We start from the raw sequence: 17424 nt of genomic DNA, 5'->3' as shown, positions 1-17424 counted from the left end.
GCACGAATGTTGAACTTATGTGTGATATTTTACTCCAGAAACTGTTATCAGATTTTATTGGAGGATTTTATGTCAAGATATACAGGTCCAAGTTGGAAACGCTCAAGAAGATTAGGTATCTCACTTTCAGGTACTGGCAAGGAAATTAGTCGTCGTAACTATGCTCCTGGTCAACACGGTCCTAACTCACGTGGTCGTTTATCAGAATACGGCGAGCAATTGCACGAAAAGCAAAAGCTTCGTTGGATGTATGGTTTAAACGAACGTCAATTTAGAACTCTGTTTACTCAAGCCGGTAAGATCCGTGAAGGTGAACACGGTACTAACTTTATGATCTTGTTAGAGCGTCGTTTGGACAGCGTTGTTTACCGTTTAGGCTTAGCTACTACCAGACAACAAGCTAGACAATTAGTTAACCACGGTCACATCACTGTTGATGGCAAGCGCGTTGACATTCCTTCATACGAAGTCAAAGTTGGTCAAACTGTTGGCTTGAAGGAAAAGTCAAAGAACTTACAACAAGTTAAGGATGCTCTTGAAGCAGTCGTAACTCGTCCATCATTTGTTTCATTTGATGACAACAAGTTGGAAGGTACTCTTGTACGTCTTCCTGAACGTGATGAAATGGAACCAGAGATTAACGAAGCCCTAGTTGTTGAATACTACAACAAGTTACTTTAATTTCTACATTGGCATGCCCCTTTCCACTTTGGAGAGGGGTTTTTGCTACCCAAGAAAGGAAATTTTCAGCCATGACAGAAGATTTAAATACTCGCGTTGAAAATGCTGCTAAAGGAATTACCCCACAAACTAAGCCTGACGAGCGCCGGCGCTTCTTAGGATCACTACGTGAGCGCGTGTTAGTCAGAATGGACAATACTGAAGTTGAAAAGCCAGAATTGACTGCAACTTTTTTAGACCATTTTGCCGATTATCGTGATTACTCAATCCTAATTAATGGCAATTTAACCGGTGAATTTTTAGATCAAATCGAAGCTAAATGCGGGCAGTATAATATTCCCTTCACCTTAGTTAATAACGATACTGCTCGAACCGGTGCTCAAGACACCGCCGTTCTTGTTGTCGCCAAGACCGCCATCAACAAGACGCGCGTTGAGATTGGGCAAGTTTATCCACAAGAAATGCCGAAGATAGAATTAGGTCAGACGCCAAAGAAGTCTGGCTTCTGGCACCGGCTCTTTCATGGAGGCAATTAATGAAGCCGTTAGCTTACCGCATGCGTCCGCAAAATCTTGATCAAGTTGTCGGCCAGCAGCACTTAATCGGTCCCGGAAAGATTATTCGCCGAATGGTTGAAGCCAAGTTGCTCTCCTCGATGATCCTTTATGGGCCACCGGGAATTGGTAAAACCAGCATTGCCAGCGCGATTGCTGGCTCAACCAAGTATGCCTTTCGGAAGTTAAATGCCGCAACGGATAGTAAAAAGCAGCTGGAACAAGTAGCCGCTGAAGGCAAAATGAGCGGCACCGTAATTTTGTTATTAGACGAGATTCACCGTTTAGACAAAACCAAACAGGATTATCTTCTGCCACTGCTTGAATCTGGGCAAATTATTCTGATTGGAGCAACAACTGAAAATCCTTATATTTCGATCTCCCCCGCCATTCGCTCCCGCTGTCAAATTTTCGAGCTGAAGCCATTAGCTGAAAATGATGTCGCCCAGGCGATTAACCGGGCCTTAACTGATAAGGAAAATGGTCTGGGTGACTACCAAGTAAAATTGACAGATGATGCCGAAAAATTGCTAATTCAAAAAGGTAACGGCGATTTGCGAGCAACCTTAAATGGCTTGGAGCTGGCTGTTAGGTCAACCAAGCAAGAGCTAATTGCCGCCGGAAAAGAAGACACCAACTTCACCATTACTCAGCAAGAGATGGCTGACTCTATCCAGATGCGCAGTCAGAACTTTGACGCTAATGGCGATGGCCATTATGATCTTGTCTCAGCCTTTCAGAAGTCAATTCGCGGTTCTGACACTGATGCAGCCCTGCACTACTTGGCACGATTAATTGAATCAGGTGATTTGGTCTCGATCTGTCGCCGCCTAAGTGTTATTGCCTATGAGGACATTGGCTTAGCCAATCCCGCAGCGGCGCAACATGCAATCATTGCTATTCAAGCCGCTCAAAGTCTAGGCTTCCCCGAAGCGCGGATTCCCTTAGCTAGCGCCGTAATTGAGCTGGCTCTCTCACCTAAGAGCAACAGTGCAATGTCGGCAATTGATGCGGCCCTTAACGACGTTCGCAAGAATGACATTGGCGCAATCCCAGCCGATCTTAAAGACGCCCACTATTCTGGTGCCAAGAAGTTAGGCCACGGCACAGGTTATACTTATCCTCATGCCTACCCTAATGACTGGATTGCGCAACAATATTTACCTGATAAACTGGTGGGCAAGCAATACTTTGCTCCTAAAGGTAATTCTAAAATCGAAAAAGCCCTCAAGGAGCAATACCAAATTCTGCACCAAATGCAGGAAGACGGCCTTAAAAACTAAATAACAAAAAATGCCCCAAATTGTCATTTTAACAATTTGGGGCATTTTCTTATCTAAAGTTTACTTCTTGTTGAAGTTAGCTTTCTTAACTAATTTTCCTTTGGCTGTAATATAATATTTTTTACCTTGAACAGAAATTGCATTGCCGTAAGTCTTAACTGACTTAGACTTCTTAAGCACCTTTTTACCTTTACGATTACCATATTGGCCGTAAATGTAAGCATTGTGCTTCAATTTTAACTTCTTGGCATCAATATTAGCAGCCTTGACATACAAGCCGTCTTCAAGTCCGTAATAAATTTCGCCATCAATTGACTTAGTGCCAGTCGTGGTAATTACTGAACCAGCATTAAAGATCAATCCAGTAGTCAGAACACCTTGTTCATTATAAAGATATGCATTATGCATAATCTTCTTTTCAACTGGAGCATCAGGCTTGTCACTAATTGGAGCAACTGTCGCTTGTGTCTTAACCGTCTTAGTTGCAGCTGTCGAATCACTAGCAAAGTTAGTTACTCTCACGTACTTGTTTTCACCAGTGATGTAGTACTTGCGGCCTTCAATAGTAACAGCACTTCCGAATGTAGCAATTGTCGTGCCCTTCTTCAATGCATGACGAGACTTAATTCTTTGACCATACTTATTGTAGACATAGGCATTATGCGTCAAAGTCTTGTGCACACTAGTTATATTCGTGCTTACCACGTAATACTTCTTGTTATTAGCACCCTTGTCAATCAAGACGAAGTACTCTGTACCATTAATCTTTTGCTTACCATAAGTCGTGACTACTGAGCCAGCCTTCAAGTCAATCTTGTTGGCACGGTTACCATTTTCATCATAAAGATAAGCATTGTGCATTAAAGTTACCTTATTAGCAGCTGGCAAAGTATTAATTATTGGTGCGGTAGATGAATTAGTGCCAATAATACTAATAATCGTTGCTTGATCCGTGTAATCCTGCTTAATCTGATTAATAGTCGTATCACGATCATGATTAATAGTAATAATATCTTGATCCGTCTTAATCTTAGCTTGACCCTTTTCGGCATCTTGCTTAATGCGATCTTTTAGTTCTTGCTTCTCAACTTCACTCCAATTCTTATTAGCATCAATTGCTGCATTTGCTGCTGCAACGGCTGCTGCAATTGCTTGATTAGCATTATCTTTAGCAACAGCAATACTATTATTAACAATTGCAGTTAAATGATCTCCAGCAAGCACCTGATTGATTTGAGCAATTGCTTCCTGTTTAGCTAGATTAACCTTGTCAGACGTATCAGTCTGATCATCATCAATCTTAGTATCACCGGTAGTCTCAGCTTGCGCAATTTCTTGAATAACTTTATTCTTCAATGCATTCTTTTCGGCTTCAGTATAAGGTTTACCATCTGGCTTGGTTGTCAAATGATCAATTTTATCCTTAGCCTGATCAGCTGCTGCTTGAACTTCAAGTTTAGCAATTTCTTTTTCACCCGCTAGTTCATACTTTTGAGCTGCTTCATGGTCACCATTTTGCAAAGCTTGCTTAATTTTATCAGTAGTTTCATCGCGAATTTGTTGAACCTTATCTTGATCAGCACCATTAGCAACAGCCTGATCACACACTTGGTCAATTTGTACTACTTGGTCATGATTAATAATATCAGTAACTTTATCTTGATTACCATTTAACTCATTAATCATATTAATAGCAGTATCACGAGCACTCGAAATAGCTCCTGATTCATCTGCCTGATCAATGCTACCACTAGTAGGGAAATTGGTATCACGCAGTAAAGCTGAAATTGCATTCAACAAAGCTTGCTTCTTATCTTTAGCCGTTTGTGAATCGTCATTCGGCCACATTTGGGCAATCTTTTGAGCTGCTGTATCATAGGCACTCGCAACAGCACCTTTAGCAATAGTCTTCTCACCATTTAGTTCTGTTTGCTTAAGATCAGTTAGTGAATCTGCTTGTAAATTAGTAAGAGCAGTTTGGTAAGCAGCATCAAGCTTAGTGGTATCAGCATCTTTACCTAATTTATTCTTAGCAGAATTGTAGGCTGACTGCAACTTATTCTTAGCGGTAGTCAGTGCCCGATCAAGTTGTACTTGCTTATTATGATCAAGAATATTATTAACTGTTTCTAAATTAGCACTATCTTGATTAATTTGCTTAATGCCATCATTCTTGGACTGTCCTAATTCAGCCACTGTCTCACTCGCATCAATAGCGGCTTCGGCAGCAGTTTGATCTTGTTTAACTTTATCCTTTAAGGCCTGCTTTTCATGTTCAGTGTAATTACTGCCATCTTCATGCTTCAAATGGTCGATCTTATCATTAGCTGCATCAGCTGCCGCTTGAACTTCTAACTTAGCTAATTCTTTTTCACCATTAACTTCAGCTCGATTGATTCCTGCTTCGTCTTGTGCCTGATCAATCATATTGTTAGCAGCTGCTTGAACTCTATCAGCAGCTGTCTTAGCTACTCCATTAGCAATCGCTGCATCGTGAGCTGCTTGTAGCCGAGCTTTAGCAGCTTGCTTAATATTACTTAAATTACCAGCATTAGTAGTAACTTGTGTAAATTGTGATTTAGCTGAATTATAAGCATTCTTCAACTCATCTTGCTTAGCATTTACGGTTGCCCCCGTTGTATCAGTACTTTCTACTTGATTAACTAAGGCCACTGCTGCTTGTAAAGCTGCCTGTGCACTTTGCTTAGCTGCTGCCTTATCAGCCGTGCTCAAGCCAGTATCCTGAGCAATCGCACTTTCAACGACATTCTCTGCTGCGGCTAATTGTGCTTGAGCTGTTTGCTTTTCGGAATCAACTATACCAGCTAAGCCAGTATTTTCTGCATCATTATACTTGCCATCTGTTACCTGATTGATTGTATTCAAGGCAGCTTGCTCTGCTTGGTCAATTGCCTTAGCTTCATCACTACCCTTAGCAACGCCCATGTCTTGACGAGCCTTATTAGCAGCTGCAGTGACAGCTGTTTGGGCAGCTTGCTTATTCTTTTGTTCTTGTTGAACAACTTCATTAGCACTAATAATTGGATCCAGAACACTACCATTATTATTCGTACATGCATCCTTAATCTTATTAATAGGATCAAGGGCGTTTTGCTTAGCAGTATTGACATCAGGTACTGAATTAGCATTATCAATAGTGCCCTGATCAGCCTTAGTTCCATTAGCCTTAGCAACTTCCTCTTGAATTGCATCCTTAATTGCCTGCTTTTCAGCATCAGTGTAAGGTGTCCCATCTTGATGATTAGTCAGCTGATCAACTGCAGCTGCTGCATCTTTACCAGCTTGGGCAATATCTTTCTTAGCCTTGTCTTTAGCATCAGCTAAAACAGCAGGATCACTATTCAAAGCTGCTTTATCAGCATTTGAATTACCAGTACCATTAGCACTAATGACATTTAAGGCATTGTTTAATGCACCACTGACAATCGAACCATCTTTCGTCTTAGAAGCTTGCAGAGCTGTCATACTGCTTGGGTTAGCTTGGGCTGCTGCAATCGCTTGAGCAGCATCGTGCATATTACTATCAATTAAGTTATTCAAAGCTGCTTGTTCATGATCAGTATAAGCTGAACCATCTTCATGCTTTAAATTCTTAATCTCATTCTTAGCCGCTAGAGCAGCATCTTGCACAGCACCCTGAGCAATTGCTTGTTCGGCTTTTCGTGCAGCTTCTTTAATAGCAGCAACACTATTGCCAATTACTATCTTATGGTTAAGGTACGCATTATCTAAGTTAGTCGTATCAGCACCATCAGGTAAGTTAGCCTGAGCTGCTTCATAAGCAGCAGCTATATCTGCTTGCGCCTGTGCTTTTGCACGGTCAACTTGAACTTGTTCATTATTATTCAAGATCTGGTTAATCACATCTGGATCAGTATAATCTTTACCTATTTGATCAATAGCGTCGTTACGTGCAGTTGTAACCGTATCTGGAATAGTAGTACCAGTAGAAATTGTACCCTGAGTATCATCGTTAGCCTTAGTGACTTCACCATTAACTGCAGCTTTCAATGCAGCCTTCTCATCTGAAGTATAATCTGAGCCATCTTCGTGCTTTAAATGATCAATCTGATCATTAGCATAAGCAGCTGCTTCGACAACGGCAGCCTTGTTAATATTCTTAATTGCCTGTTCAGCCGTTTTAGGATCATTAAGTCCAGCTAATGACAATCCATTAAGCTGCTCAACTTCATGTTCATGCACTTGATCTAATTCACTGCCGGGCATGTAAGCTGTTCCTAACTTGGCTTTAGCTGCTGCATAAGCAGCATCCAGCTTAGCTTTGAGCGCTGTTTTAGCATCAACTAGGTGACCAGCTGCTTCATCTTTAGCACCATTGACAATCGTATTAAGATCATTCATAACATTGCCTTCAGCTGCTACAATCTTATCTTGGTTACCCACCGTATCATTAGAACTTGGGGTTACTCCGAGAATATTGTTAATAGCTGTTTGGGCATTAGTATTAACTTGTTCTTGATATGGTTGCTTTTGAGCAGCATTTAAACTTGAATTTTCAGCAATCGCTGCATTAGCGGCTGCTTGAGCAGCTTCGATGTCTTTAATAGCCTGCAACTTATTAAAAGCAGTTAGTCCAGCATCATAAGTTTCTGTTGCATCCTTAATTGTATTGTTATGACCTGTTTGCGTCTTATCAAGTTTAGCCAAGCTATCATTGACAGTATTAATTAAGTCTTGATATTTATCTTGCTCTGCAGCAGTTAATCCTTGCTCAATCCCTTGCCATTTACCATTCAAATCGTTATAAGCATTAGTAGCTTCATTGTTAAACCACGGATACGAAGTATCACTATTTTCATTAAGAACTCGATCGACCAACTTTTGGTAACCAGCAACAATTTGCTTAGCTGCTGCCTGATAAGCATCTGCTGGAAGAACTTGACCATTTTGATCTTTATTAGCAGCAATTAGTTGCTTTTGAGCATTATCATAAAGACTAGCCATCTTTTCTTTAGCAGCAGCCTTTTGTTCAGCAGTTAATTGTGAACGATTAATAATTGCTTCAGCATCTGCTTTTGCTTGGTCTAATGACTTAGTCGTATCATGTTGAGAACTATTAATTTTAGCTTGATCAACCAGCTTATTAATTGCTGCAACGGCATTTTCCTTAATTCCTTCAGGTGCATTAGCTCCTGTCGTATCTGAGGTAGCATTAATTGCTGTTGTAGCTGCATTTACAATTGCTGCAACGGCAGCTTGATCAACACCATTTACTTGGTCAGCTTGTTGAGCTGCCTGTTGAACCGCTGCAATTTCTTGCCGCTTCTTAGCACCCTGTTTAGCACTATTAATAATTTGATCAATTGCAGTCTCACCAGCGGTTTCAGCTTGATCAACCTTATTTTTACCTGTCTCATAATCAGCCGCACCAGCCGGAGTTGGCAAGCTTACTTGACCAATACTTTCAGCAGCAGCATTTTGGGCTTGTTCGATTTGCTGTTGATAAGATGCTAGTTCTTCAGGCGTTAAACCTTCTGGATTATCGGGACTTTGCGCCAAACTTTCAAGAGCTGCCAACTGCTTCTTAGCATGTTGATTAAGGGCACTAGTCTCTTGATTTTGTTTGCTTAGTAACTTATATGGCAATAAAGCATTATCAATTGCAACTTCACTATCTTGTTCAGCAGAATCAAGCTTATTCTTAGAAGTATCCAAACCAAAGATTGTATTCTCACCTTGATGTTGTGCTTCATGAATGGCATTTTGCGCTGCAGCAATTTGTGTAGGTGTCAAGGTCGCATAATCTGGATTACTAGTTACTACTGTATCCTTAGCCGACTGAGCATGGCCCTTCAATTTCTGCACAGCCTGTTCTTTAGCATCCCAATTACTCATTAAATTGTTTAATTGGTTAATACCATCTATAGCTGACTGATTCATACTTGCAATTGCATCATTGTTATCTTCACGATGATGATTAATACTTTCATTAGCAGCATTACTAATCGCAGCTAGCTGATTATAAACATGTTGCTTTTGTTCCTCTGTCATATTCGAGTGTTCAGCAAGATAGGCTTCAGCCTTATCCTTAGCAGCATTAACAGCAGCATTGATCTGTTCTAAATTTGATTGTTGTGCTTCATCTTTATCAATATTATCACCTACTGTTGCCAAGGCAGTTTCACCAGCAGCTTCAGCTTGGTTAATTTCAGACTGACTCGTTGCCTTATCAATTTTACCTTCTGCAGTATTTAACGCATTAGTAATCTGTGTAGTTAAATCAGCAGCTTGTGTCTGACTTAATTTCTGCGGTTTAGCAGCCAAGTCATCCTTAACCCTATTTTTAAGCTTGTCAGCTTCTGCGGCTAAACTATCTTTAGCTGCTTGTTGAGCAGTAGTGAAATCAGTATTTGATGCATTATTAACAATGCCGTTGATTGCTTGTTCAGTACTTGTGACAATGCCATCAATCGTATTCTTATCTTGGGCAGCATTAATTTGATATTCACTACCACTAGCTTTATCTTTAGCAATCGCATTATTAATCTTGTCAATTGCGTCCTGCTTTTGCTTGTTAGTTAAGTTAGACATACCGTTAATTTGCTTAATTGCATTTTGGGCATCTTGACTTAATTGCTTATTAGCAGCATTCTTGGCAGCCTGCAATTTGGCATCATTTAATGCTTGTTGAATATTATCAAGACCATTATCACGATCACGATTAATGGACGGAATATCAGCATCACCCTTAACATTATCTTGTGTAGTATCAAGGATATTCTTGATTTGTTGTTCATAAGCGGCTAATTGACTGCCAGTTAATTGATCCTTTAAGCCCTCAAGCTCATCAAGTGTTCCCTTATTAGTGCCATCGCCATTTAACTTATGTTCTAAAGCAGTATAAGCAGCATCTTTAGCTTTAGCAATTTCATCTTTATGGGTTGAATCAGCTGTTGCCTTAATCCCATCAATCTTATCTTGATATTTTTTGACAGTATTCTTTACGTCAGTAGGTGTTTTATCAGTGGTAGTAATTTCAGCAATTGCATTATTTACTAAGTCAGCAATTGCTGCTGCACCATCAGTACTATCAGGATTAGGTAACTCACCCTTAATTTGGTCACCATAATCTTTAATCGTATGCTTGCCTTTAACTTGAGCTGAAACCAAATATGCTGGAGTTTCAGCAGTTTGAACCGTCGTGACAGCGGTATTAGTTGCCGCATCAATTTCCTGTTTATTATTAGAAGCCGCAACTGCCTGTTTACCTTGAGTCCGTGCGGTTTCAATTGCCGCATTAGCTGCATCAAAAGCTGGCTTAGCTTCTGCTTGTTCATCAGGAGTTAAATCATTAAATTCAGTTGCTAAATCTTGTTTAGCAGTATCACAAGCGGCATCAATTTTCTGATCAGCCTGTTGTTTTAAGTCAGCGAGATATTTACTGTTGGCTTTATTTTCTGCTGCCGTAATATTGTCTATTCCTGTTTGCTTAGCAGCATGTACCTTAGCAATTGTATCGATAGTTGCCTTATCAACCTCATTCTTAGCAGCATCACGTGCTTGATTAATTGCCTCATGAGCAGCAGCTTTTTGTTCTGTAGTTAAATCAGATTGATCAATCCGATCGTTAGCTTCTTGAGCAGCATTATCTAGAGCTGTTTTATCATTTTGCTTAACAATATCAAGCCCCTGTGCATTATCTAAAATTGACTGCATGGCATTGTAGCCAGCATCGGTATCCTTAGCAACTTGAGTTGGACTTGCTGGACTAGGATTGTTTACTTTATTAAGGGCAGCGTCATACGCTTGTTGAACACTTTGCTTTAGAGCAGCCTTACTTGCTTCATCCAAGCTAGTTAACGCATCAATTGCATTATTAACCGTTGCTTGCTGATTATCTAATTTTTGTTTACCTGCATTTTTGGCATTCTGCAAATCAGCTGCTGACTGAACAGATAAAATATTACTTTTACCTTCGTTATAAGCTGTATTAATATCATTAGTGCTATTAACACCATCAACAGCACTTGTAGCTGCTGCCAATGCAGCATCAACTTGCGCTAATTGGCTATTCTTTTCATCGGATCCTAGACTGGCCAAATCATTAATATGTTGCTTAACTTGACTAGCAAGTGCCTTAAGATCTTGCTTAGCTTGATCCTTAGCGTTAGCCAAAGCCGTATTATTAACACCAATCGCTACACCCGACATAGCATCAATAGAGGTGCCACAGTACTTGTTAATTTGATCGGTAGTAGTTGTTGCATCACTATTAATATCATTAACGCCAGTATCATGATAATTATTAATTTGATCAATCATCTGATCATGTTGGTGCTGCGTAATTTTATTAGCAGCAAGAGCATCATCAACCGTCTTAGTATCCTTAGCTTGTTCATTATTCAAAGAAGTAATAGCAATTGCCTTAGCTGCTTCAAGTTCAGCCGCCTTAGCATCAGCGTTAATAGCCGACGCACCTGATTCTTCTGCACTAGTAATATCATCTTTATTTGTTGCAGTATTAATTGCATTTTGTGCGGCCTTATAATCCTGATCAATCTTAGCTAAAATCTTATTCTTTTTAGTAGAACTTACTTGATCCGCAGGGAATGAATTAACTGCATTTTGTGCAGCAACATAAGCGTCCTTTAAATTGCTAAGGGCATCATTACGCGCATTATTAATTGCAGTATCCTTATCCTGCTTATCATTTTTATTTTCTGTTGCAGCATTAGCTAAAACCTTATTAATATTATTAATTGCAGTATTTTTGTTTGTTTCAACCTGATCATTGGCTGCATTATTAATTGCAGTTATTCCTGCTGCTGCAGCAGTATTAACCGCATTAACTAAATCTTGACGATGTTCAGGCGTTAAATCAGCATATTTGCCAGTAGTCTGTGCTAAATCAGCAATAGCTTTACTTTGCTCGTCCTTAACGGCCTGAATAGCTTGCGCACGATTATCTGCATCTGTTTGTTGACTAAGTATATTATTAAGTGCCGCAATACCGTCTTGATATGCAGACGCTACAGTACTTTCATCTGTTGCTGCGTCTACTTTTTCTTGGGCACCGGTGCCATCACCCTTACTAATCACATCCTTAGCTTGTTGTTTAGCCTTGCTTAATTCCGGATCCTTCAAAGTTGAAAGGTTATCTAATGCTGCCTCAACAGCGTTTTCCTTATCAACTAATTGTTGTTTAGCAACTCGCTTAGCTGCAGCTAAAATTTTGGCCTTAGCTGCAGCAGCTGCCTGAGTAATACCCGTAGCGTTATCCGTAATATCAGTCGAGTTACCAGTGCTATTTGCTGCGGCTTGATCAAGGGTACCAGAATTAGGATTATTAGCTGCAGCTAATGCCTGATCAATATCAGCATTAGAACCTGTGATCTCTAAATCATGCTTTACTTGGTTAGCATAGTTAGCAACTTCTGCCTTAGCTGCAGCACTATTAAACTTATTAAGTGCTGCATTTTGTCTGTTAATAATGTAAGCAGGATTTGTTGTATTAAAAATTGAATTCTTACTGTTCTTGTCCGTTGCTGCATGATATGCTGCATTCAGATCATCTAAATATGGTTTCTGAGCAGCAGCATTCAAGCCAGAACTTTGAATTTTTTGCTTAGCAGCATCATAGGCTTTATCAATTGTATCTTCTGCTTGACTATATTTAACAGTATTATTAATTGCAGTTACTCCCTGATTAGCTGCAGTTTCAATTGGTGTTTTACCATTAGTATCATTAGCAGCAGCAAAGACATCTTTAGCAGCTTGAGCTAATGCTTCATTAATAGCTGGTGTTTGCTTTGGTGCATCGTGCTTAGCTTGATCAGCAGCAGCCTTTAACTTATTAAGAGCTGCGATCCGCTTAGTAACATCGTCAATTAAAGCTTGAGCTGTTTGGTTTTGTTTAGCAGTATCTTGTCCTGTAGCAGCACTATCAATCGCGCCACCATTAGCAGCAATTTCAGTGGCATCACTAAGTTCTTGCTTAAGCCGCTTAATTCCAGCTAAAATATCAAGGTTAGTACCTATCCCTGTACCATTCAAATAACCCTGTAAATCATTAATTTCATCAGTCAAGTTAGGATAAGTGGTAGTACCTTCGGTACCACCGGTAAGTTGCTGTTGCAAGTGTTGCTTTAAATTGGACTTGTAACTTGTAATTACCTGATCAACAGCGGCCATCCCATTCTTAACATCCGTAACTTGATCTCGGTTAGTTGCATTAGCGTTACTGCCTTTAGCATCTTGTAAATTATTAAGAGTAGTTTCATTATTGATAACTGTTTGATAATTATTTTGTGCTTGACTAATTGCCGTGGCAAAATCAGGATAAGCGCCAGCTTGTGCTTGCGCATAATTATTTAACTCTGAGGTAGCCTGTGCCTGAGCTGCTGCTAAATCAATTGCAGTCTTGTTCTTATTAATCAACTGACTACCTTGGAAATCGGCAGTAGTACCTGTTGATGGTGTACTTGCTAATTGTTGCGCAATATTATCAGGATTTCGTAACTTATCAATAGAAGCAACATAGGCTTGATCCGGCAAATTCAACTTACTTAAATCTGCATCACTTGGGCCGTATGAAGTTAGTGAATTTTTAACTTCAGTTTGATATTCGTCAAGTATCTGATTCTTAAGGTCAGTTTCAACACTATCCTTGTTAGAACCATCAGCTTTAACCGAAGCAATTTCATCATTGATTTGCTCAACTAATTTTTCACTTGGAAAACCAGTAGTTAGACCGAGCTTAGCTAAGTCGTCCTTGCCAGCTTGTAAGTATTGCTGAACAGCACTATAAGCTTGTGCTTGGTTAGTCGCCGTATTAATGCTGTTTTTAGCTCTATCTCTAGCTTGGTTGATTATGGCAAAATCAGTTGCACCATAGACAGATTTTGCTGCATCGTAATTAGGATTAGCCGTACCATCTGCCAGTGTCGGTTTAGCAGTAGCCACGTTAGCTGCCGCATTAATGGCTGCTTCATAGTCTGTATACTTTTGCTGATGTGCTGGTGATTTATCCGGATCAGCTGCTGCCGCAGCTTGGACTTGACTCACTGCTGCGTTAGCTGCTTGCATAACAGTATTGGCTGCCTGATCCTGCTTTTCTTCTGTAGTTAGAATCCCATTATTTAATCCCACCGTTTGGTGTGTACCTGCAGGATCATTAGGATCATAACTAATAAAGTTGGCTTCAGGAACAATTTGCAGTTGATCCCCCTTATGATAGGCATCTGCTGGTAAAGTAAAACTAAAAGTACCATACTTTGGACTCTTAGCATCCATGTTAGCCATAACTACATAAGTGTGCGGCAAATCGTTGGTTACACCATCCTCACCGTCATCAGTATACTGGTAAGGATCGGCTACTTGATTCTTGTCATCTTGATAATAATTACCACCATTAACACTTACGGCAACGTAAGCATTAGTTCCTGTTGGCATTACATCATTGAATAAGTTATCTGGTTCATCTACCGCATAATTACTGAAGTTAACAACCTTACCACTAACTGTCATCGAGCCATCATCATTTTGGTGGTATGAGGCTTTACCTAAATTACCATCATCATCTGCGATATCCAAGAATCCCTTTTGGTTAGCTGGTAACATTGTAATGTTGTTATAACCAGGGTTAGTAGGATCTGAAAATGCCTGAGTGATAATTTGCGCAAAAACTTGGTCAAAACTAACCGCTTTCATATTTTCTAAGGCAGTTTTGACTCCTGCAACAATGCTATTAACTATATCTGGTGTTAATTGCGTTGGATTAGTTGGAACATCCTGTCCCAAGGCTTTAGCAAGAACTACGGCAACTGTTGGCTCTCCTTTTAAAGCATCAGTAAGCTTCTTAATATGGGCATCGTCAATATGGGACTTACCATTTAAGACTTCGATTCCCAACTTTTTCGTTTTATCATCTTGAACTACACTGATAGAGCCGTTTGTTTTCTTAACTCGTAAAACATGAAATGGCGGTAAAGTTATTTTAGGGAAGCCGGGAATTATTTTACTAAAATCAAACTGTTGCCGAATGTTAGTAATATCAATTTCACTATCACCGATAATACTGGTGCCAGGATTAGTATTATTAGACGCATTTAAAATCAAACTTTCAGGGTTATCAACCGTTAACGATCCTGAATTAGAAACGTCAACTAAGATAATTGCACCAGTTCCGGCACCATCAACAGTATTATCTCCATCTAGATGAATATTTATTGAACCGTTATCTAGATAAGCTTTTTGTCCAATGTAAAGTAAAGTTCCGGAATAAGTACCCATTTGCGATCCGGCAATATCAATTACTCCACCACGTCTAATCGTTAAATTACCACCATCGTAAACTAAATAGCCTGCTTTAGGAACACCATTATCTTTTGAAACAGTATTAATATTACTATTAGTCTTAATGTCAATTGTTCCCTGCACATTCATATTAACCTTAGGTGAGACTAACATGATTGCAGCTGCGGAACCATTATCTTTAATGCTAGTGTTAACAGCAGGTGTGTTATTAATTGTTAATGTAGCACCATTTTCAATATTAACCTCCCCAACAGTATTATCACCAGAAATATTAATTGCCGCAGCCATACCTGTTGCTGACGGACTTGCATTACTAACTGCTGAAACTCCCCGAGGATTTAAAGTTACTTGAGCTGCTGGCAAGTCACCGTTAGCACCTGACAGAACAATCTTGGACTCATTATCTAGCTGATGAACTATACCTTGTGGGTCTTTCCAAGCTGTTGTACCACTTGATCCGTTATTCATTTCGATAACGTTATCACGTGAAGAAGTTCCTGTAAATTGTGATCCCGCTTCAAAAATTAAGCTGTCACCTTGATGTGATAATTCAAAAACTTGTTGACTATTTTCTTGTGACTTATAAGTTAAATTATCAAGTGGTGAAACATAAGTTGGTACTGAAGCCACATCAACTTTGCCTTTAATATGTACTTCCGTATAGTTACCTGCATAAATAATCTGGGCCCCTTGGTAAGTAATATTTTCTAAAGTAATTTTCTTAGGAAAATTACCAACCATCCCACCATCAACAGTATTCCATAAGCCCAAGTATGTCTGTGAATATAGTCGTAAGTTCCGGTAAGTTACATCTAATGTACCATTAGCCCCTTTACTATTGTTACGCGAATCATACCCTTTATAGTTAATGATATATCCACCTTCAGGCATCTTACCATCTTTATTACTAGATTCAATGACTAGTTGCCGCTGTGCTGTGGCAATAGGATGATCAGCATTATTAGTTGGGGCATTAATATTATTAATAAGCTCAATATTATGAATATTAGGATTAGCTAACGCCTTTACATAGTCATCCCAATTACCAATATAAACTGTCGAATCATTAGTCGTATCATAATTATGCAAAACCTTACCAGCTTGTTTTTCTTCACTCGTAAGTTCAGACAAACCATTATAAGCTGCTACTCCATCTTGTACAATCGGCTGCCCATCAGGATCAACTGTGACTGGCTTATTAGTAGATATGGCTTGTCCTGGCGTTGCAATATCTACTGTGCTTGCAGCAGCAACAGCTGGTTTTTGCTCAGGCTTGGCAGCCACCGGTTTATCAGTAGTAGTAGGTGTGACTGCTACACTGTTAGTAATATCAGTAGGTTGATTATCTATTGGCTTTTGCTCAGGTTTAACGCTTGCAGCAGTTGCTGATGCAGCGGTATTAACAGTACTTGGCTTACTTGACTCTGTTACATTACCAGCGCTAGCCGTAACAGTTGCAACATTTGAATCACGTAAAAACTTACTTAATTTGGTATAAGTATCCAGTTTTTGTGTACTTTTAGTAGTTTTTTCTGCTGACTGCTGCGTAGTAGTTGGGGCAGTATTTTTAGCCAACGTTACTTGCTTATCCGTCAGTAACTTATTACCTGTAGATGTATTAGGAGTTGCTTCTTTTACTTGAGGTTGTGAAGTCAATGTATCTGCTTGTACACTTTGGCTATTTAAGCCAAAGAAAGTAAAGCCAAGCAATACCGAGGCAGCACCAATACTTAATTTACGGATTGAAAAATGGTCCTGCTTAGCTTGCATTTCCATCTTTCGTAATCTTTCGTTAAAATTATTTTTTCCTAACATAAATACTCCTTGTTACATAAAATTGAACATGTACCATTGTAAATCATAGCTAGATAATTTCAAATATAATACATTATTAATTATATTATTTTATATATAAATAATAGTTACAAATGTGCAAATTAATAGTTAGCAATTAGCAAAACATGATTTTTATTATAAAAAATCAACTTCTTCATTTATGCAAAAATATCATAGCTCCAACTTTCAAATTATTGTTCAAAAGCTAAGAACGCCTATATAACAGCATTTTATCAATAAAAAATAATTGGCAGCTTATTTTTATTGTTAATCATTTTGCTTATAACACTACTAATTGCCAAAATATTGTAATAACTTTAAAATTATAATTAATCATAATTTTATGACTAGGTAGTAGTCTATTTCAATTAAGAAATCAGATAAAATCCAGCAATTATTTGGATTATATTTATTATTATTTTCATTATAATTAAACATATAAATAATATGTATAATTTGCATAGTTATTTATTTTAAAATTTTTACTTAGCCAAGTAAAAATTGCTGATATAACATAGTTAATGATTTTATGTAAGTAAATTTTAAAATTCTAGTTAATGTAATATATTTAAATTGACTCCTTAGTAAAGGTAACTTGTAATAATAGGACAATATTATAAATTTTAAAGTTATTAACTATAACTAATTAATTGTTAGTTTTAGAAAAATTTACTTAAAATGTAGAAACCTAGATAATTATTAGATTACAACTGCATACAAAAAATGCCTCAAACTGTTATTTCTAACAATTTGAGACATTTTTATTTATTCAA

At 38.7% G+C, this 17424-nt stretch carries 4 protein-coding genes; 3 read left to right on the top strand and 1 reads right to left on the bottom strand.

Going from position 1 to position 17424, the window contains the following annotated elements; translation table 11 throughout:
• The first annotated feature begins 69 nt into the window (after positions 1-69).
• The 3 genes from rpsD (at position 70) to OZX76_RS04265 (ending at position 2518) form a co-directional block, all read left to right on the top strand.
• On the top strand, positions 70-681 hold the full coding sequence (rpsD, locus tag OZX76_RS04275; protein WP_277181264.1) for a 30S ribosomal protein S4: 612 nt from the start codon (positions 70-72) through the stop codon (positions 679-681).
• A 71-nt stretch (positions 682-752) separates the two neighbouring features.
• A complete protein-coding gene (locus OZX76_RS04270; protein WP_277181261.1) occupies positions 753-1217 on the top strand; it encodes a YueI family protein in 465 nt (154 codons plus the stop codon).
• Complete coding sequence (locus tag OZX76_RS04265; RefSeq protein WP_277181259.1) at positions 1217-2518, top strand: replication-associated recombination protein A; 1302 nt, start codon at positions 1217-1219, stop codon at positions 2516-2518. The genes OZX76_RS04270 and OZX76_RS04265 overlap by 1 nt, the downstream gene beginning before the upstream one ends.
• A gap of 60 nt (positions 2519-2578) precedes the next feature.
• On the opposite strand, the gene OZX76_RS04260 is transcribed toward OZX76_RS04265, so the two are convergent.
• Positions 2579-16630: an SLAP domain-containing protein gene (locus OZX76_RS04260; protein ID WP_277181257.1), complete on the bottom strand. Its 14052-nt coding sequence runs from the start codon at positions 16628-16630 to the stop codon at positions 2579-2581.
• Positions 16631-17424: the final 794 nt, after the last annotated feature.

It is taken from the genome of Lactobacillus sp. ESL0677 (assembly GCF_029392875.1).
Classification (GTDB): domain Bacteria; phylum Bacillota; class Bacilli; order Lactobacillales; family Lactobacillaceae; genus Lactobacillus.
This window is presented reverse-complemented; position numbering and strand designations above follow the sequence as displayed.